The organism is Arthrobacter pascens (assembly GCF_017052465.1).
In the GTDB taxonomy this organism is placed as follows: domain Bacteria; phylum Actinomycetota; class Actinomycetes; order Actinomycetales; family Micrococcaceae; genus Arthrobacter; species Arthrobacter pascens.
Genome location: NZ_JAFHKT010000138.1, coordinates 1 through 17,788 on the forward strand (window position 1 = coordinate 1; position 17,788 = coordinate 17,788).

17 protein-coding genes and 1 tRNA gene are annotated in these 17,788 nt (G+C 65.4%); 14 read left to right on the forward strand and 4 right to left on the reverse strand.

Features of this window, described 5'->3' with window-relative positions:
• Positions 1-257 precede the first annotated feature (257 nt).
• Positions 258-340: transfer RNA gene (locus tag JYA52_RS11280), tRNA-Leu, on the reverse strand.
• Between the two features lie 193 nt (positions 341-533).
• Between JYA52_RS11280 and JYA52_RS11285 the strand changes: the two genes are divergently transcribed.
• Together JYA52_RS11285 and JYA52_RS11290 are read left to right on the forward strand one after the other, a co-directional pair.
• Positions 534-1,838 (forward strand): M20/M25/M40 family metallo-hydrolase, encoded by a 1,305-nt coding sequence (locus tag JYA52_RS11285; protein ID WP_205653277.1) that lies wholly within the window; start codon positions 534-536, stop codon positions 1,836-1,838.
• A gap of 8 nt (positions 1,839-1,846) precedes the next feature.
• Positions 1,847-3,007 carry an acyl-CoA dehydrogenase family protein gene (locus JYA52_RS11290; RefSeq protein WP_205653278.1) on the forward strand — a complete coding sequence of 387 codons (1,161 nt, stop codon included), beginning with the start codon at positions 1,847-1,849 and terminating at the stop codon, positions 3,005-3,007.
• 6 nt (positions 3,008-3,013) lie between these two features.
• On the opposite strand, the gene JYA52_RS11295 is transcribed toward JYA52_RS11290, so the two are convergent.
• Positions 3,014-3,247: a DUF5703 family protein gene (locus JYA52_RS11295; RefSeq protein ID WP_205653279.1), complete on the reverse strand. Its 234-nt coding sequence runs from the start codon at positions 3,245-3,247 to the stop codon at positions 3,014-3,016.
• Between the two features lie 39 nt (positions 3,248-3,286).
• Here JYA52_RS11295 and JYA52_RS11300 point away from each other — a divergent pair, with 39 nt between their 5' ends.
• Positions 3,287-3,556 carry a hypothetical protein gene (locus JYA52_RS11300; RefSeq protein ID WP_205653280.1) on the forward strand — a complete coding sequence of 90 codons (270 nt, stop codon included), beginning with the start codon at positions 3,287-3,289 and terminating at the stop codon, positions 3,554-3,556.
• A 34-nt stretch (positions 3,557-3,590) separates the two neighbouring features.
• Here the strand turns inward: JYA52_RS11300 and JYA52_RS11305 are convergent, their stop codons facing one another.
• Positions 3,591-4,529, reverse strand: a complete 939-nt coding sequence (locus tag JYA52_RS11305) for an aldo/keto reductase (protein WP_205653281.1) — start codon at positions 4,527-4,529, stop codon at positions 3,591-3,593.
• Between the two features lie 50 nt (positions 4,530-4,579).
• Here JYA52_RS11305 and JYA52_RS11310 point away from each other — a divergent pair, with 50 nt between their 5' ends.
• Both JYA52_RS11310 and mshC read left to right on the forward strand, forming a co-directional pair.
• Positions 4,580-5,413: an undecaprenyl-diphosphate phosphatase gene (locus tag JYA52_RS11310; RefSeq protein WP_205653282.1), complete on the forward strand. Its 834-nt coding sequence runs from the start codon at positions 4,580-4,582 to the stop codon at positions 5,411-5,413.
• A gap of 15 nt (positions 5,414-5,428) precedes the next feature.
• On the forward strand, positions 5,429-6,706 hold the full coding sequence (mshC, locus tag JYA52_RS11315; protein WP_205653283.1) for a cysteine--1-D-myo-inosityl 2-amino-2-deoxy-alpha-D-glucopyranoside ligase: 1,278 nt from the start codon (positions 5,429-5,431) through the stop codon (positions 6,704-6,706).
• A 111-nt stretch (positions 6,707-6,817) separates the two neighbouring features.
• On the opposite strand, the gene JYA52_RS11320 is transcribed toward mshC, so the two are convergent.
• Positions 6,818-7,729: a PAC2 family protein gene (locus JYA52_RS11320; RefSeq protein WP_205653284.1), complete on the reverse strand. Its 912-nt coding sequence runs from the start codon at positions 7,727-7,729 to the stop codon at positions 6,818-6,820.
• A gap of 171 nt (positions 7,730-7,900) precedes the next feature.
• Between JYA52_RS11320 and JYA52_RS11325 the strand changes: the two genes are divergently transcribed.
• The 9 genes from JYA52_RS11325 to pafA all read left to right on the forward strand — a co-directional run bounded on the left by JYA52_RS11325 (position 7,901) and on the right by pafA (position 17,775).
• Positions 7,901-8,629, forward strand: a complete 729-nt coding sequence (locus JYA52_RS11325) for an HAD family hydrolase (protein ID WP_205653285.1) — start codon at positions 7,901-7,903, stop codon at positions 8,627-8,629.
• Positions 8,630-8,642: 13 nt separating this feature from the next.
• Entirely contained in the window at positions 8,643-9,833 is a 1,191-nt protein-coding gene (locus JYA52_RS11330; RefSeq protein ID WP_205653286.1) for a site-2 protease family protein, read from the forward strand.
• 102 nt (positions 9,834-9,935) lie between these two features.
• Complete coding sequence (locus JYA52_RS11335; protein ID WP_205653287.1) at positions 9,936-11,000, forward strand: tRNA (adenine-N1)-methyltransferase; 1,065 nt, start codon at positions 9,936-9,938, stop codon at positions 10,998-11,000.
• An 82-nt stretch (positions 11,001-11,082) separates the two neighbouring features.
• A complete protein-coding gene (gene arc, locus JYA52_RS11340) occupies positions 11,083-12,837 on the forward strand; it encodes a proteasome ATPase (protein ID WP_205653358.1) in 1,755 nt (584 codons plus the stop codon).
• A gap of 50 nt (positions 12,838-12,887) precedes the next feature.
• Positions 12,888-14,507: a depupylase/deamidase Dop gene (gene dop, locus JYA52_RS11345; protein WP_205653288.1), complete on the forward strand. Its 1,620-nt coding sequence runs from the start codon at positions 12,888-12,890 to the stop codon at positions 14,505-14,507.
• Positions 14,508-14,593: 86 nt separating this feature from the next.
• Entirely contained in the window at positions 14,594-14,794 is a 201-nt protein-coding gene (locus tag JYA52_RS11350; protein WP_104138540.1) for a ubiquitin-like protein Pup, read from the forward strand.
• Positions 14,795-14,878: 84 nt separating this feature from the next.
• Positions 14,879-15,700 (forward strand): proteasome subunit beta, encoded by an 822-nt coding sequence (prcB, locus tag JYA52_RS11355; RefSeq protein WP_205653289.1) that lies wholly within the window; start codon positions 14,879-14,881, stop codon positions 15,698-15,700.
• 1 nt (position 15,701) lies between these two features.
• Positions 15,702-16,409 carry a proteasome subunit alpha gene (gene prcA / locus JYA52_RS11360; RefSeq protein WP_205653290.1) on the forward strand — a complete coding sequence of 236 codons (708 nt, stop codon included), beginning with the start codon at positions 15,702-15,704 and terminating at the stop codon, positions 16,407-16,409.
• 1 nt (position 16,410) lies between these two features.
• Entirely contained in the window at positions 16,411-17,775 is a 1,365-nt protein-coding gene (gene pafA, locus JYA52_RS11365; RefSeq protein ID WP_205653291.1) for a Pup--protein ligase, read from the forward strand.
• The last annotated feature ends 13 nt before the right edge of the window (positions 17,776-17,788 follow it).

A 17,788-nucleotide genomic window follows, 5' to 3' on the forward strand; every position in this document is an offset into this window, starting at 1 on the left:
CACAACCAAGCCCTCATCGCCCTCGCCAGACGCCGCTCAGACGTACTCTTCGCCATGCTCCGAGACGGAACCCTCTACCAAGAACCTGAGCCACGGAACCTACCCTCAGCCGCTTGACGAAAACCATAGAGGCACCCCCCGGATTTACTCACGTTTTGTCATATATCCCAGGAACCGCCGTCGACCGCCTCTTCTGGCTACAGTCACGGGGACACGAAAACCCCTGGAATCCTTGGATTCCAGGGGTTTTCCCTTTGTGCGCGGAGGGGGACTTGAACCCCCACCCCCTTTCGAGGACTAGCACCTCAAGCTAGCGCGTCTGCCATTCCGCCACCCGCGCAGGTGGTATTTCGGAGGTTCCGAACCGCCTTTCAGCAGTTCGCTTCTCTCCGAAGCAGCGAGAAAAACTCTAACACGAACTTTGCGGAAAGATGGAATCGAGCCGAGTGGGTAGGCTGAACCTACGTGTTCCGGCGGCCTAAAGCCCGCCATTACGCGCTGAATCCGCATTCGCTACGCATTAGGAGTGATCAATGTCTCACATCCGGCCCGAGGATGAAGTCGCCAACATATGCCAGGAACTCATCCGCATCGACACATCCAACTACGGAGACGGTTCCGGGCCCGGTGAACGGGCGGCGGCCGAGTACACGGCCGGACTGATCTCGGATGTGGGCCTCGACGTTGAGATCTTCGAATCCGAGCCCGGACGCGCCAATGTGGTCACCCGCCTGGCAGGGGAGGACCCGTCCGCAAGCGCGCTCGTGGTGCACGGGCATCTGGACGTCGTGCCGGCCCTGCGGGATCAGTGGTCCGTGGATCCGTTCGGCGGCGAAGTGACTGACGGGCTGATCTGGGGCCGGGGAGCCGTGGACATGAAGGACATGGACGCCATGATCCTGTCCGTCATGCGCGACTTCGCCCGCACGGGCCGCAAGCCCAAGCGCGACCTGATCTTCGCGTTCTTCGCCGACGAGGAGGCCGGCGGCACATACGGTGCCCGCTACGCCGTCGAAAAACGCCCCGAGCTCTTCGAAGGGGCAACGGAGGCCATCTCCGAAGTGGGCGGGTTCTCCGCCACCATCGGCGGGCAGCGCACCTACCTGCTGCAGACCGCGGAAAAGGGCCTCTCGTGGCTGCGTCTCGTCGCGCACGGCCGGGCCGGCCACGGGTCCCAGATCAACACCGACAACGCCGTGACACGGCTGGCCAGCGCGGTGTCCCGCATCGGCGAATACCGGTGGCCCGTTGAACTGACGCCCACCACGCGGCAGTTCCTTGACGGCGTGACGGAACTCACCGGCGTCGAATTCGATCCCGACGATCCGGACAAGCTCCTCAAGGAACTGGGAACCGTTGCGCGATTCGTCGGGGCAACCTTGCAGAACACCACCAACCCCACGCAGCTCAGGGGTGGCTACAAGCACAATGTCATTCCTGAGTCCGCCGAGGCGCTGGTTGACTGCCGCACCCTTCCCGGCCAGGAGGAACAGGTTCTGGAGATCGTCCGTGAACTCGCCGGAACCGGCGTCGACGTCAGCTATGTCCACAACGACGTCTCACTGGAGGTGCCCTTCTCCGGCAACCTTGTGGACTCGATGATCGACGCGCTGCATTCCGAAGACCCAGGCGCCAAGGTCCTGCCGTACACCCTGTCCGGAGGCACCGACAACAAGTCCCTGAGCCGGCTCGGCATCACCGGCTACGGGTTTGCCCCGCTGCTGCTCCCGGATGAGCTGGACTTCACGGGCATGTTCCACGGCGTGGACGAACGCGTCCCGGTGGACTCGCTCAAGTTCGGCGCCCGCGTGCTCAACAGGCTGCTGACCACCTACTGAGGACGGCCATGGATCCGGAACAGCTGCTTCCCGACGCCCTGCTGGAACGCATACGGGGCAGGGCGGCCGGCTACGACGAAAGGAATGAGTTCTTTTACGAAGACCTCGAGGAACTCGCCGCAGCGGGGTACCTGAAAGCTTTCGTCCCGGTTTCCGACGGCGGTCACGGGCTCGGTCTCGAAGGCGTCGCCGGCTGCCAGCGGCGGCTGGCGACGGCGGCTCCCGCCACCGCGCTGGCAGTGAACATGCATCTGGTCTGGACCGGAGTGGCCCGGGTCCTGGCGGACCGCGGCGACACCTCGCTCGACTTTGTGCTGGCGGAGGCGGCCAAAGGCGAAATTTTCGCTTTTGGGAACTCCGAAGCCGGAAACGACTCAGTCCTCTTTGACTCCCTCACGGACGCTAAACCCCTGCCCGACGGCAGCTACGAATTCACCGGCACCAAGATCTTCACCAGCCTTGCCCCCGCCTGGACACGGCTGGGGATCTTCGGCAAGGACAGCGCGGCGCGTGACGGCGACGGCGAACTGGTGCACGGATTCGTCGAACGCGCGGCTCCCGGGTACGAAATCCTCGACGACTGGAACACGCTCGGGATGCGCGCCACCCAGTCCAACACCACCGTGCTGCGCGGCGTCACCGTGCCGGCAGACCGGATATTCCGCAAACTGCCGGTGGGGCCAAACGCTGATCCACTGATCTTTGCAATCTTCGCCTGCTTCGAAACACTCCTGGCGGCCGTCTATGCAGGCATTGGCGAGCGGGCACTCGTCCTCGGCGTCGAAGCGGCCATGCGCCGGACATCCTTCAAGAACGGCGGCCGGAGCTACGCCCAGGACCCCGATATCCGCTGGAAGGTCGCAGAAGCGGCGATGGCCATGGACGCCCTCTACCCCCACCTGGCGCAGGTGGCCAGGGACGTGGACGACCTCGCCGACCACGGCAGCCAGTGGTTCCCCAAACTCGTGGGGCTCAAGGTGCACGCCACGGAAACGGCACGGACCGTCGTGGATCTGGCCATCCGGGTCTCCGGCGGCTCGAGCTACTTCCGGGGCACGGAACTAGCGAGGCTCTACCGCGATGTCCTCGCGGGCATGTTCCACCCTTCCGACGACGAGTCGGCGCACAACACGGTGGCCAATGCCTGGCTGGGTCCGCTCGAGACCTAACCCCTGCTACACGGTCCGCTGGACCTGGGTGACACGCCGTCGCAGCCAGAAGCGGCGACTTCCGCCAAAATAGAGCCGGCTGCGCTCCAGTTCCCACTTGCCGTACTCGGAGTGTTCCACGAGGCGGCGGCGGGCTTCCGGCAGCGAATCATCAGGGCCGACCGTCAGCACGAGGTACTCGTACTGCCTCACGTAGTCCCGTTCCCGCAGGACCGAGCCGGTCAGAAAATGTTCCTTCATTGCTCTCCATTTTCGTCCTTTTCCCGCTAACGTGAAGTCATGAGCATCGATCCGCGTGTCGCGCTTCAGTCCCTGACCTCCGCCCTGGAAGAACACCTGGTTGCAGCCTCGACACGAAGGGGCGATGGCGACCCCGCGGTGGAAGCGGCATTCTTCGCCGTTGCCGATGCTTTCGAAGTCTACGAGGACGCGCTGTACGAGGCCTACAACGAAGTCACGCCACTGCAGGTTTTCGACGACGAGGAGGGCGACGAAGACGAAGACCGCGAAGTGGACGACGACGAGGATCTGGAGATCGTCGACGACTGAGCGGCTTCCGGTCCACCCGGAGGCTGGGCCTGGCTTAGACCGAGGTGCTTGAGACGTCCTCGAGTGCCCGGGAAATTTCCGCCGGCAGCGGCGTCAGCTGCGAATGCAGGATCTCCTTGAGCTGCACGGGCGTCCTTGGCCCCACGATCGCTGTGGCCACCCCGTGCTGGGCAAGCAGCCAGCTCAAGGCAACATCGAGCGGAGACCGGCCCAGTCCGCGTGCCGCCATGGCAACCGCCTCGACCACCTGCGCGGCAGACTGTTCGAGATAGGGTTCCACGTACGTGGCGAGGCGGCTTCCGGCGGCTCGCGAATCGGCGGGAACATGCCCCCGGTACTTACCGGTCAGCACACCCCGGCCCAACGGGGCCCACGCCATCAGCCCCATGCCAGCGTCCTCGACGGCAGGGATCAGCTCCTCCTCAGGCTTGCGCCGCAGGAGCGAATACTCCGACTGGCCGGCCACGAGTGGGAATCCGGCGATGGCGGCTGCCTTGGCGGTCTGCCAGCTGTTGAAGTTGGCCACTCCCGCGTAACGCGCCCGCCCGCTGCGGACTGCGAGGTCAAGGGCGGACAACGTCTCATCCAGGGGAACGTTGTGGTCCCACGCCTGGGCGAACCAGATGTCCACATAGTCGGTCCCCAGGCGGACCAGGCTCGCGTCCAGGGCGGACAACATCGCGTTCCGCGAGGCGTCCACCTTCTGCCGCCCGTCCGACGCCGACACGCCGGCTTTCGTGGAGATGACCACTTCCGTGCGGGAGACCACGTCGCCCAGCATTTCCCCCAGCATGGCCTCTGCGAGGCCGTCCGCGTAGGAGGCCGCGGTGTCGACGAGCGTGCCGCCGCCGTCGACGAACATCCGGAGCAGCTCGGAGGCATCCTGATCATCAGTTTCACGGGCCCATGACATGGTGCCGAGGGAGAGGGCCGAGGCACGAAGCCCGCTGTTGCCGACGTAACGCTGCTGCATAGCAGCAAGCTTACGGGGAAACCACCCATGCCATGACGTAGGGTCTTACCGTGAACTGGTTTGAAGCGGCCCTGCTGGGTCTTGTGCAGGGGCTGACCGAATTTCTCCCGATTTCATCGAGCGCCCACCTACGGATTGTGGGCTCCTTCCTGCCAAACGCCGCGGACCCCGGCGCCGCATTCACTGCCATCACGCAGCTTGGCACCGAAACCGCCGTCATCGTCTACTTCTGGCGGGACATCGTGCGGATCGCCAAGGCCTGGTTCCGCTCCCTGGCCGGCCGGGTCTCGCGCCAGGATCCTGATGTCCGGATGGGCTGGCTGGTGATCCTGGGCAGCCTGCCCATCGTTGTATTGGGGCTGCTGTTCCAGGACCAGATCGAGTCGGTCCTGCGCAGCCTATGGCTCGTTGCCACCATGCTCATCGTCTTTGGCCTCATCTTGGCCGTGGCGGACGCTGTCGGAAAGCAGGACCGCGACCTGAGCAAGCTCACCTACAAGCACGGCATCCTTTACGGATTTGCCCAGGCCATGGCGCTCATTCCGGGGGTGTCCCGCTCCGGCGGCACCATCACAGCAGGCCTCCTCATGGGATACACCCGGGAAGCAGCGGCGCGCTATTCATTCCTGCTGGCCATCCCCGCCGTGTTCGGCAGCGGCCTTTTCCAGCTGTACAAAGTGGTGTCCAAGGAGGGAGTAAGCGGACCGTACGGCCTCCCCGAGACAGCCCTCGCCACGGTCATCGCGTTTGTTGTGGGATACGTCATCATCGGCTGGTTCCTGAAGTTCGTCTCCACCCGCAGTTACCGGCTGTTCGTCTGGTACCGCATATTGCTTGGCCTGGCCCTCTACCTGCTGCTCGGTTTCAATGTCATCAGTGCCTAGCACTAGGCTTGGGCTGTGAAGTCCTGGATATCCCGCCCCGTTCCTGAACTCCCGGGCAAAATGCCTGCCGTGCGCCTGTTTGATACAACAGCCGGCAAAGTCATTACCCTCCAGGCGGACGGTGAGCAATCAATGTACGTCTGCGGAATCACCCCGTACGACGCCACTCACATGGGCCATGCCTCCAGCTACGTCGCTTTTGACCTCCTGAACCGCGCCTGGCGGGACGGAGACCAGCAGGTCTCCTATGTCCAGAACGTCACCGACGTGGATGATCCGCTGCTGGAACGCGCAACAGCCACCGGCGTCGACTGGCGTGAGCTGGCCGCCAGCCAGATTGAACTCTTCCGGACAGACATGGAAGCCCTGAACGTGCTGGCCCCTGACCACTACGTCGGCGCCGTCGAGTCCATGCAGCTCATCGTCCCCGCAATCGAACGGCTGCTACACCAAGGCCTCGCCTACCGCGTCAGCGGCACGCCCGGCGAGCCCGACGGTGACGTCTACTACGACGTCGAGGCTGCCGGCAAGCACGACGTCGACCTCGGCGCCTGGACCCTCGGCGCCGTGTCCGGCCTGCCCGAGGCTGAAATGCTTGAACTGTTCGCCGAACGGGGCGGTGACCCCGGCCGCGCCGGCAAACGCCAGGCGCTGGACCCGCTGCTGTGGCGGGTCGCGCGCAACGGGGAGCCCAGCTGGGCCGGCGGCGAACTGGGGGAGGGGCGCCCCGGCTGGCACATCGAATGCACGGTGATCGCCCAGGAATACCTGCCCGCACCGTTCACGGTGCAGGGCGGCGGCTCGGACCTGGTGTTCCCGCACCACGAAATGGGGGCCGGCCACGCTTACTCGCTCTCCGGCGTGCCGCTCGCCAAGCATTTTGCCCATGCCGGAATGGTGGGGCTGGACGGCGAGAAGATGAGCAAGTCCAAGGGCAACCTGGTCCTGGTATCCAAGCTGCGGGCCGCGGGAGAGGACCCGGCAGCCATCCGGCTGGCCATCCTTGCCCACCACTACCGCTCGGACTGGTCCTGGACTGACGAGGGCTTCTCGGAGGCCAAAAAGCGGCTCGACACCTGGCGCGCAGCGGTGGCCGTGGCGCCGGAAAACTCGGCGGCAGCGCTCATCGAGGACATGCGTGCGGCCATGGCCAATGACCTTGACGCCCCCGCGGCGCTGGCCGCCGTCGACCGCTGGGCCGACCGGGCACTGGCGGGCGGCAGCAAAAACTCCGGAGCCGACCAGGCGCTGGTGCGCGACGCCGTCGACGCGCTTCTCGGCGTCAAACTGTAGGCGTCACTGTCTGTAGGCATCACTGTCTGTAGGCATCGCTGTCTGTAGGCATCGCGGTCTGTAGGCATCGCGGTCCGCGAGCTGGCCGGCAGCCGCCGATGGCGGCACGCCCTACTGCTTGTCCTTGCCCCGTCGCTTCAGGTACCGCTCGAACTCCCTGGCGATGGACTCGCCGCTGGCCTCGGGAAGGTCCGCGGTGTCCTTCGCCTCTTCCAGCTGGCGAACGTAGGCCGCTATTTCCGGGTCTTCGGTCGCCAGTTCGTTGACGCCGCGTTCCCAGGCGTCAGATTCTTCGGCCAGCTCGTGCGTATCCAGCGGAACCTGCAGCAGCTCCTCGATGCGGTGCAACAGTGCGAGCTGCGCCTTCGGCGACGGCGCCTGCGCAACGTAGTGCGGAACAGCGGCCCAGAGGGACACGGCGGGGATGCCCGCCAGCATGGCAACTTCGGCGAGGACGCCGACGATGCCTACCGGCCCTTCGTACTGCGAGGCCTCCAGGTTCAGCCGTTCGCGCAGGGCACCGTCGTCCGTGGAGGTGCTCACGGGGATGGGGCGGCTGTGCGGCACGTCCGCCAGCAGGGCCCCCACCAGGACCACGTAATCGACGTGGAGCGCCTCTGCGTGGACCAGGAGCTCGGCTGTGTAGGCCCGCCACTTGTATGACGGCTCGGTTCCCTGGACAAAAATCACGTCCACGTTGGTGTCGGGGGCGCTGGCCTTGTAGATGCGGGTGGACGGCCATTTGATCTTGCGTTCGCCCGAAGCCGTGCGCCTCACTGTGGGCCGCGTGAACTGGAAGTCGTAGTATTCGTCGGCATCAATGGAAGCGACCTTCTTGCCGCCCCAGAGCTTGTTCAGATACCGCAATGCGTCGCTGGCTGCTTCCCCGGCATCATTCCAGCCTTCGAAGGCGGCGAGCATCACGGTAATGCGCTGTCCCTCCGGAACTGGCTGCAGCAGCTGCTCCGGCTCGGCTGCGGGAGTGGCAGCCGGTTCGGTGGTATCTCCGTCGAAGCTATTCATCCCTTCACCCTACGTCCAAGTCCGTTCCCCATGCAGTGATTGAACCGCCGCACATCCGCTCCGGCATCCCTTATGACGCCGCTGCCGCTGCCGCAGGACCGGATATTCGCCCACGGCGTACGCGGCAGCCCCGGAAGGGCGGGGCGGGACGGGACCAGTAGACTGGACACCATGCAATCTTCTGCCGCCCAGCCCCTGCTCAAAGCCGTTTTATGGGATATGGACGGCACCATAGTCGACACCGAACCGTACTGGATTGAGGCCGAGCACGAGCTCGTGCGCGCGCACGGCGGGACGTGGTCCCATGAACAGGCCATGCAGCTGGTCGGGCAGTCCCTGGTCTATTCCGCGGGCATTCTCCAGCGCGCAGGCGTGAAGCTCGACACCCGGGAAATCATCGACACCCTCACGGCCCAGGTCATCAGCAGGGTGCGGCAGAATGTTCCGTGGCGTCCAGGGGCGCGTGAACTGCTGGATGAACTTTTCGGCGCCGGTGTGCGTTGTGCCCTTGTGACGATGTCAGAAACACCCCTCGCCCGGGAGGTTGTCGCGAGCCTTCCCCGGCCCTACTTCGAGTTCCTGGTCACCGGTGACACCGTCGCCAAGGGAAAGCCGGACCCGGAGGCCTACCTCAAGGCGATGGACCTGCTCCGGCGGGAAGACCCCGAGCTCACGGTGGACCAGTGCGTGGCCCTTGAGGATTCGGCGCCGGGAGTCGCCGCTGCCGTAGCCTCCGGAGCGGTCACCGTCGCCATTCCACACATCGTGCCACTGCCGGCGGATCCGCGCCGGGCCATGTGGGACTCGCTGGAAGGCCGGGGGGTCGCTGACCTGGAAGAACTCGTAGCCGCCCGCCATGGGCTCGCCTCGGCCGCTACGACGCTGGATAGATCCAATTAAAGGGGCCCCGCAGGTGTCTGACCCCGCTTCGACCGACCAGCAGCCCACGGGCGGCCGCAACCGCCGCGAAGGAATACCTCTGGGCAGGATTGCCGGCGTCCCCGTCATCCTCGCGTATTCCTGGTTCGTCATTGCCGCCTTCACGGTGGCCGCCTACGGTCCCGTGCTGCAGTTCAACAACCCGTCCCTCGGTGCAGCGGCATACCTTGTGGCGTTCGCCTATGCCCTGCTCCTCCTGGTCTCCGTCCTGGTCCACGAACTGGCCCACGCCCTGACGGCAAAGATGTATGGCTGGCCCAGCGAGAAGATCGTCCTCAACCTTTGGGGCGGCCACACACAGTTCGAGAGCTTCACCGCCACCCCCGGGCGCTCTGTCCTCGTTGCGCTTGCAGGTCCTGCCTCGAACTTCGTTCTTGCCGGAGTGACGTGGCTGGTTGTGTCTGCCATGAACCCGACCGGCGTTGCGGACATCCTGACCAACATCTTCCTCTGGGCGAACCTGGTGATCGGCATCTTCAACGTCCTGCCCGGGCTGCCGCTCGACGGCGGCCGGCTGGTGGAATCCGCCGTCTGGAAGGCCACAGGCAGCCACGCCAAGGGCACCATTGCCGCCGGATGGGGCGGGCGCATCATCGTCATAGCCCTGGTCCTGGTGTTCGTAGCGCTTCCGCTGCTGCGCGGCGGCAGGCCGGACACAAGCATGCTGCTCATCACGGTGCTGGTATGCGGATTCCTGTGGATGGGGGCGTCCGCGTCGATCCAGCAGGGCCGTCTGCGCAGCAGGCTTCACCTGGTCAGTGCCGCAGCGCTGGCCGAACCGGCCGTCGGCATCCCTGACAGCGCTACAGTGGCCGACGTCCTGCAGCTGACAGCGGACGGCGGGACCGCCGTCGTGCTCTGCGCGCCGGACGGCAGGCCGGGCAGCGTGGTTGACCGCGCAGCCCTGGCCGCGGTTCCTGCCTGGGCGGGTGCCACCACCCCGGCCAGCGCGGTAGCCCACGCTCTCGGGGCCGGGGCATACGTGCCCGAATGGTCCAAGGGCCAGGAACTGCTCCAGTATCTCTCCCAGCTGGAGGGCCACGACTACGCGGTGATCGACCACAACGGGCGGGTGACAGGCATCCTGCGGCAATCCGCCGTGGTGACCGCCATTACAGGCAAAGGGTCCCGCGAAAACAGGCGGCCGCAGGGCCAGAACCGGTAGAGTTACCTGCCGGTCGTGAAATCGGCAGACCAGCCTCAGCGCGGCCTGCCCGGGCCGCCATGCAGCACGACGACACAGCTTTTACAGGAGCGAGGAATATTCATGAGCAGCGAATCTGCCGCCATCGGGACCAGCACGGACCCTTCCGCCACGGCCGCGGCCACGGGGGACCAGCCGGTCGGCGCTGCGCGGCGGCGGGGACCCTTCCGCGAGGGTGAGCGTGTGCAGCTGACCGACGAGCGGGGCCGCATGAATACGATCAGCCTCGAATCCGGCGGGGCGTTCCACACGCACCGGGGTTTCCTCAACCACGACGACATCATCGGCAAGGTTGACGGCTCGGTGGTGGTGAACAACGTGGGGCAGCAGTACCAGACCCTGCGTCCCCTTCTCTCGGACTTCGTCCTGTCCATGCCCCGCGGTGCCGCCGTCGTCTACCCCAAGGACGCCGGCCAGATCGTCACCATGGCCGACATTTTCCCCGGCGCGCGGGTGGTGGAGGCGGGCGTGGGATCCGGCGCCCTGTCCATCTCCCTGTTGCGCGCCGTCGGCGACCAGGGCTACCTGCACTCCTTTGAACGCCGCGAGGAATTCGCCGAGATTGCCCGCGGCAACGTCGAAACCATTTTCGGCGGGCCGCACCCGGCGTGGAAGATCTCCCTGGGCGACTTCCAGGAACAAGTGGTCCGCACGGAAGAACCCGGATCCATCGACCGCGTGGTGCTGGACATGCTGGCGCCGTGGGAATGCCTCGACGCGGTCGCCACGGTCCTGGCACCGGGCGGGGTGTGGATCAACTACGTCGCCACCGTCACGCAGCTCTCCCGCACTGCCGAGGCCATCCGCGCGGACGGCCGCTTCACGGAGCCGGACGCCTGGGAGTCCCTGGTCCGCGGCTGGCACCTGGAAGGCCTCGCCGTCCGCCCCGACCACCGGATGGTGGCCCACACCGGCTTCCTGCTGGTCACGCGGCGCCTGGCCGCCGGCGTCACCGGCATCTCCGTGAAGCGCCGCCCGTCCAAGACCGATTTCAACGAGGACGACGTCAACGCCTGGACACCCGGCGCCGTGGGCGAGCGGCTTGTGTCCGACAAGAAACTTCGGCGTGCCGCCCGGGATGCGATCGCGGGCACGAACGTCAAAGACGATCCGGAGATCACAAACTAGTCCGTATTTCGGATGTCTTCAGCAGTACTCGCCAACTTGGGGCTATGGTCTTAACAGAAGCGCAGGAAGGGGCTGATGGATGATGGATACGCCGAACAATGACTCCGTACCTACGCCGGCCGAGCAGGCAGCGGCGGCCAATGAGCTGTCTGTTGCAGACCGGCAGGTGAACATCCTCCGGGATAAGCTACGGCACATCGACCGGCAGTTGGCAGCTGCCACGCAGAACAACTCCAAGCTGGTTGCCATGCTGGAAACCGCCAAATCAGAGATCCTCCGGCTGAAAAACGCCCTCGACCAGGAGGGCCAACCGCCGTACAGTTTCGGGACCATTCTCCAGCTGAACCCGAGGCGGCAACCCACCTCCGGCAGCAGCGGACAGGCCGCCACCGAGGAATCGGTGGACATCTTCAACGCCGGACGAAAGATGAGGGTGGGCATTAGCCCCCTCGTCAACATGAACCAGCTTGCGGTCGGCCAGGAGGTGCTCCTCAACGAGGCGCTCCTCGTCGTGGCAGGCCTTGGCTACGAACGCGCAGGCGAGCTCGTCACGCTCAAGGAAATGCTCGGCCCGGACCGCGCCCTGGTCCTCGGCCGCGCAGACGAGGAACGCGTCATCCGGCTGGCCGGCCCACTCCTGGCGGAAAAGCTGCGGGTGGGCGACGCCCTGTCCATCGATTCCCGGACGGGCTATGCCCTGGAGAAGGTTCCGCGGTCCGAGGTGGAAAACCTCGTGCTTGAGGAAGTGCCGGATATCACGTACGAGGACATCGGCGGCCTGGGCCCGCAGATCGAACAGATCAGGGACGCCATCGAGCTGCCCTTCCTGCACCCGGATCTGTACCGTGAGCATGGCCTCAAGGCACCCAAGGGCATCCTGCTCTACGGCCCTCCTGGCTGCGGCAAGACGCTGATCGCCAAGGCGGTGGCCAACTCGCTGGCTGCCCGTGCGGCCGAACGGTCCGGCAACATCGACCTGAAGAGCTACTTCCTCAACATCAAGGGGCCGGAGCTCCTTGACAAGTACGTCGGCGAAACTGAGCGCCACATCCGGCTGATCTTCTCCCGCGCCCGGGAGAAGGCGTCGGACGGCAGCCCCGTCGTGGTGTTCTTCGATGAGATGGATTCGCTGTTCCGCACCCGCGGCACCGGCATCTCCTCCGACGTCGAAACCACCATCGTGCCGCAGCTGCTCAGCGAGATCGACGGCGTGGAGCGCCTGGACAACGTGATCGTCATCGGTGCCTCTAACCGTGAGGACATGATCGATCCCGCCATCCTGCGGCCGGGACGCCTCGACGTGAAGGTCAAGATCCAGCGGCCCGACGCCGAAGCGGCGGCAGACATCTTCAAGAAGTACATCACCATTGACCTGCCGTTCCACGAGGACGACCTCGCAGAGCATGACGGTGACGTCCAGGAGACTGTTGACGCCATGATCCAGCGGACCGTCGAGGCCATGTACTCCACCGAGAAGTCCAACGAATACCTCGAAGTCACGTACGCCAACGGCGATACTGAAATGCTGTACTTCAAGGACTTCAACTCCGGAGCCGTGGTTCAGAACGTCGTCGACCGCGCCAAGAAGTACGCGATCAAGGACCTGCTGATCACGCAGCAGAAGGGACTCCGCATCGATCACCTGCTGCGGGCGGTCGTTGACGAGTTCCGGGAGCACGAGGACATGCCGAACACCACCAACCCCGATGACTGGGCACGCATCTCGGGTAAGAAGGGTGAGCGCATCACCTACATCCGCACCATCGTCCAGGGCAAGGCGGGGCAGGAGCCAGGCAAGTCCATCGAGACCATGCCCAACACAGGCCAGTACCTGTGACGGCCGGCTCCGAGGCAACTCCCGGGGGAGCGCTGCCCCAGGGAGGCGCCATGCGCGTTATGGGGTCCGAAACCGAATACGGCATCCATGCCCCCTCGGCCCCGGGGGCCAACGCCACCATGATGTCCGCCCGGGTGGTTCAGGCCTACGCCCAGGTCACCCGGCTGCGCGCAGCAGGAGGCGCCGAAACCCGGTGGGACTACACGGACGAGGAACCGCTCCACGACGCCCGCGGCTGGACGCTGGAACGCGGGCAGGCCCACCCGAGCCAGCTGACCGACCAGCCTCCCGTGCTGGACGCCGAGGCCGTGGCACTGGCCTATGGACGGGAAGAGCTGGAACTGGATGGCGAGGATGAGTCAGGCTCGCTCCTGATGAACATGGTCCTCGGCAACGGAGCCAGGCTCTACGTGGACCACGCCCACCCGGAGTACTCCAGCCCGGAAGTAACCAACCCGGCGGACGCGGTGGCATGGGACGCAGCCGGCGACCTCGTGGCACTGGCCGCCGTCCGGCGGCTGGCCGGCGACCCCGAACTTCCCCCGGTCAATCTTTACAAGAACAACACCGACAACAAGGCTGTCTCGTACGGCTCCCACGAGAACTACCTCATGCCCCGCTCGGTCCCCTTCAACGACATTGTCAGGGGACTGACGCCGTTCTTCGTGACGCGCCAGATCATCTGCGGCTCGGGCCGCGTGGGGATCGGGCAGGACAGTTCACGCCCGGGCTACCAGATCAGCCAGCGCGCGGACTTCTTCGAGGCGGAAGTGGGCTTGGAAACCACCATCCGCCGCCCCATCATCAACACCCGCGACGAGCCGCACGCCACCGCCGACAAGTACCGCCGGCTCCATGTGATCATCGGCGATGCCAACCTCAGCCAGGCGTCCAACTACCTCAAGTTCGGGACCACCGCCATGGTGCTGAGCCTGATTGAGGCCGGACTGGCGCCCAAGATCGAGGTGCACGAACCCATTGCGGCGCTGCAGACGGTCAGCCACGATACGTCGCTGACGGCGACGATCCGGCTGGTGGACGGCCGCCGGGTCACGGCCCTGGACCTCCAGTGGATCTATCACGAGGCCGCCGCAAAGCTCGCCCAGGACACCGGCGTGGCCGACGCGGTGGACGGTGACGGGCACACCCACGCCGTGCTGGACCAGTGGGCCACCACCCTGAGCCAGCTGGACAGCGACCGTCCCGCCGCCGCCGCCTCGGTCGAGTGGCTCGCCAAGCTGTCCATCCTCGAGGGATACCGGCAAAGGGACGGCCTCCAGTGGGGTGACGCCCGGCTGGGCCTGGTGGATCTGCAGTGGGCCGACATCAGGCCGGAAAAGGGGCTGTACTACCGTCTGCTGTCCCGGGACCGCATGCAGCGCATCGTGAAGGACGCCGACATCGCCGCGGCGGTCACCGAACCGCCGTCGGACACGCGGGCATACTTCCGCGGACGCTGCGTGAGCAGCTTCAGCAAGGACGTGGTGGGGGCCAGCTGGGATTCGGTCATCTTCGATGTTCCCGGCTACGGAAGGCTCCAGCGCGTCCCGACAAGGGAGCCGCTGCGGGGCACGAAAGCGCTGACCGGGGCCCTCTTCGCCCGGCACCGCGAGGCTGGTCCGTTCCTTGCGGAACTGCTCGGATCGACGCCGGCTCCGCCACCGGCATAAAGAGCCCCGAAGTGCCGCTTTGCGTGGCAATATGGGCATACAGGATGTCCCACCGGAGGCGGCGGGACCTGAAGAAGGAGATGAACATGGCAGGGCAGGAGCAACAGCAGCCGCAGCCACGCGACACCGAGGTTGAGGAAGAGGTCCCCGCGCCGCCCGCACCGGCTGAGGGACAGGCATCTGCATCCACGCAGGGTGTCGATGACCTCCTCGACGAGATCGACGGCGTATTGGAATCCAATGCCGAAGAGTTCGTCAGGGCGTTCGTGCAAAAGGGCGGACAGTAACCCGGCAGCCGCCCCACCCCGCACCGGGCACGGAAGCCTAAGGTACCGGACCGCCGCCGAATTACACGTTGAAGGAGTGCACCAGTGCAGGAGACAACAGCCAACAAGGTAGCCGCCAACGCCACCTCATCGTTCACTGAGCATCTCCAACGCGACCGTCCGGAATTGCTTCCTTTCACCAGGCCGCTTGCAGGCAGCGACCTCGCCGGCCAGCCCCTGCAGGTACCGCACGCCACCACGATCGTGGCCATGACACACGCCGGCGGCATCGTGATGGCCGGTGACCGCCGGGCCACGATGGGCAACATCATCGCCAGCCGCCATATCGAGAAGGTCTTCCCGGCGGACCAGTACTCGGTCCTGGGCATCGCCGGGACGGCCGGCATCGCGATCGATCTGACCCGGCTGTTCCAGGTTGAGCTGGAACACTACGAAAAAATCGAGGGCACACTGCTGAGCCTGGACGGCAAGGCCAACAGGCTCGGCGCAATGATCCGTGGCAACCTGCCCATGGCCATGCAGGGTCTCGCCGTTATTCCGCTGTTCGCCGGCTTCGACACGGCGGCGGGAGTGGGCAGGTTGTTCTCCTATGACGTAACCGGCGGCCGTTACGAGGAGCAGGAGCATCACGCGGTCGGCTCCGGCGCCATGTTCGCCCGGGGTGCTCTGAAAAAGCTCTGGCGGCCCAACCTCACCGAAGCCGAAGCAATCGCCGTGGCTGTCGAGTCCCTTTATGACGCCGCCGACGACGACTCCGCCACGGGCGGCCCGGACCCCGTCCGGCAACTGTGGCCGGTGGTCTACACCGTCAACCGCGCGGGCGCCCGGCGCGTCGCTGACCGGGAACTCGCGGACATCGCCGGCACCATCATCGAGTCAAGGGCTGCTGCCCGGCGGGAGGCCTGACATGACCCAGCAGTTCTATGTGTCGCCCGAGCAGCTGATGAAGGACCGTGCGGACTTCGCACGGAAAGGCATTGCCAGAGGGCGGTCTGTGGTGGTGGTCAGCTGCGAGGACGGCATTGCCCTAGTGGCGGAAAACCCGTCACCGTCCCTGCATAAGATCGGCGAGATCTACGACAAGATTGCCTTCGCGGCCGTGGGCAAGTACAACGAGTTTGAGAGCCTCCGCCAGGCCGGGGTGCGCTACGCGGATGTCCGCGGGTACTCCTATGACCGCGAGGATGTCACCGCCCGCGGGCTGGCAAGCGTCTACGCGCAGAGCCTGGGCGCCGTCTTCACCGCGGAGCAGAAGCCCTTTGAGGTGGAGCTGGCCGTGGCCGAGGTGGGCGCGTCCCAGGACCAGGACCACCTGTACCGCCTCACCTTTGACGGCTCCATCGCGGATGAGCACGGCTTCATCGTGATGGGCGGGCAGGCGGACAAAGTCTCCGGAGCGGTGGAGACGGGGTGGCAGCGCGACCTGTCCTTTGCCGGGGCCATCCGGCTCGCCGTCAAAGGCCTCGTAACGGACAATGAGACGGCCGACCTTCCTGCGAAAGCCCTCGAAGTTGCGGTGCTGGACCGGGTGTCGGAAAGCAGCAGGGGCACGCGGCGCGCTTTCCGACGGCTGACGGACGCCGATGTCATGGACCTTCTGGCAGAGGAGAGCTGAGATGGATAAGAGAATATTCGGCATCGAGACCGAATTCGGCATTTCATATTCGAGCCCGGACTCCCGCCCGCTGGCCCCCGAGGAAGTGGCACGGTACCTCTTCCGCAAGGTTGTCAGCTGGGGCCGGTCGTCCAACGTGTTCCTGACCAACGGCTCCCGCCTGTACCTGGATGTCGGCTCGCATCCGGAGTACGCCACGGCAGAATGCGACGACCTCGTGCAGCTGATCGCGCACGACCGCGCCGGAGAACTCATCCTGGACGACCTCGTGGACGAGGCCCAGTCCCGGCTCGCGGCCGAAGGCTTCAACGGCACGGTGTACCTGTTCAAGAACAACACCGACTCCGCCGGCAACTCGTACGGCAGCCATGAGAACTACCTGATTCCACGCCGCGGTGAATTCACCAGACTGGCGGAAATCCTCATTCCGTTCCTTGTCACCCGCCAGCTCATCGCCGGTGCCGGCAAAATCCTCAAGACTCCGCACGGGGCAACCTACGCCTTCTCGCAGCGGGCGGACCACATCTGGGAAGGCGTCTCCTCAGCCACCACCCGGTCACGTCCGATCATCAACACCCGCGACGAACCGCACGCCGACGCCGAGTTCTACCGCAGGCTCCACGTCATCGTCGGGGATTCGAACATGTCCGAAACCACGGCGCTTCTCAAGGTGGGAACGGTTGACCTGATCCTGCGGATGATCGAGGCCGGTGTCATCATGCGGGACATGCGCATGGAGAATCCGATCCGGAGCATCCGCGAGATCTCACACGACCTGAGTGGCCGTGCCCTGGTCCGGCTTGCCAACGGACGCCAGCTGACAGCGCTGGAGATTCAGCAGGAGTACCTGAACAAGGTCACGGCCTTCGTGCAGGAGAACGGCGCCCACAATCCGCACGTGCCGCTGATCCTGGATCTGTGGGGCAGGACCCTGAAAGCCATTGAAAGCGGTGACACGAGCACCATCGACACCGAAATCGACTGGGCCATCAAGAAGAAGCTCATGGACGGCTACCGGAACCGGCACGGGCTGGGGCTTGACGCCCCCCGCATTGCCCAGCTGGACCTGACCTACCATGACATTTCCCGCAGCCGTGGCCTCTTTTACCTGCTCCAGTCTCGCGGGGCCGTCCGCCGGGTCACCGAGGAGACGTCCGTCAAGGATGCGGTGGATGCGCCGCCGCAGACCACCCGGGCGAAACTGCGCGGCGACTTTGTCCGGCGGGCGCAGGAACTGGGACGGGACTACACCGTCGACTGGGTCCATCTGAAGCTCAATGACCGGGCTCACCAGACCATCCTGTGCAAGGACCCGTTCCGCAGCGTCGATGAGCGTGTGGATGCGCTTCTTGACTCTATGGGCTGATATTCAGGTTCAG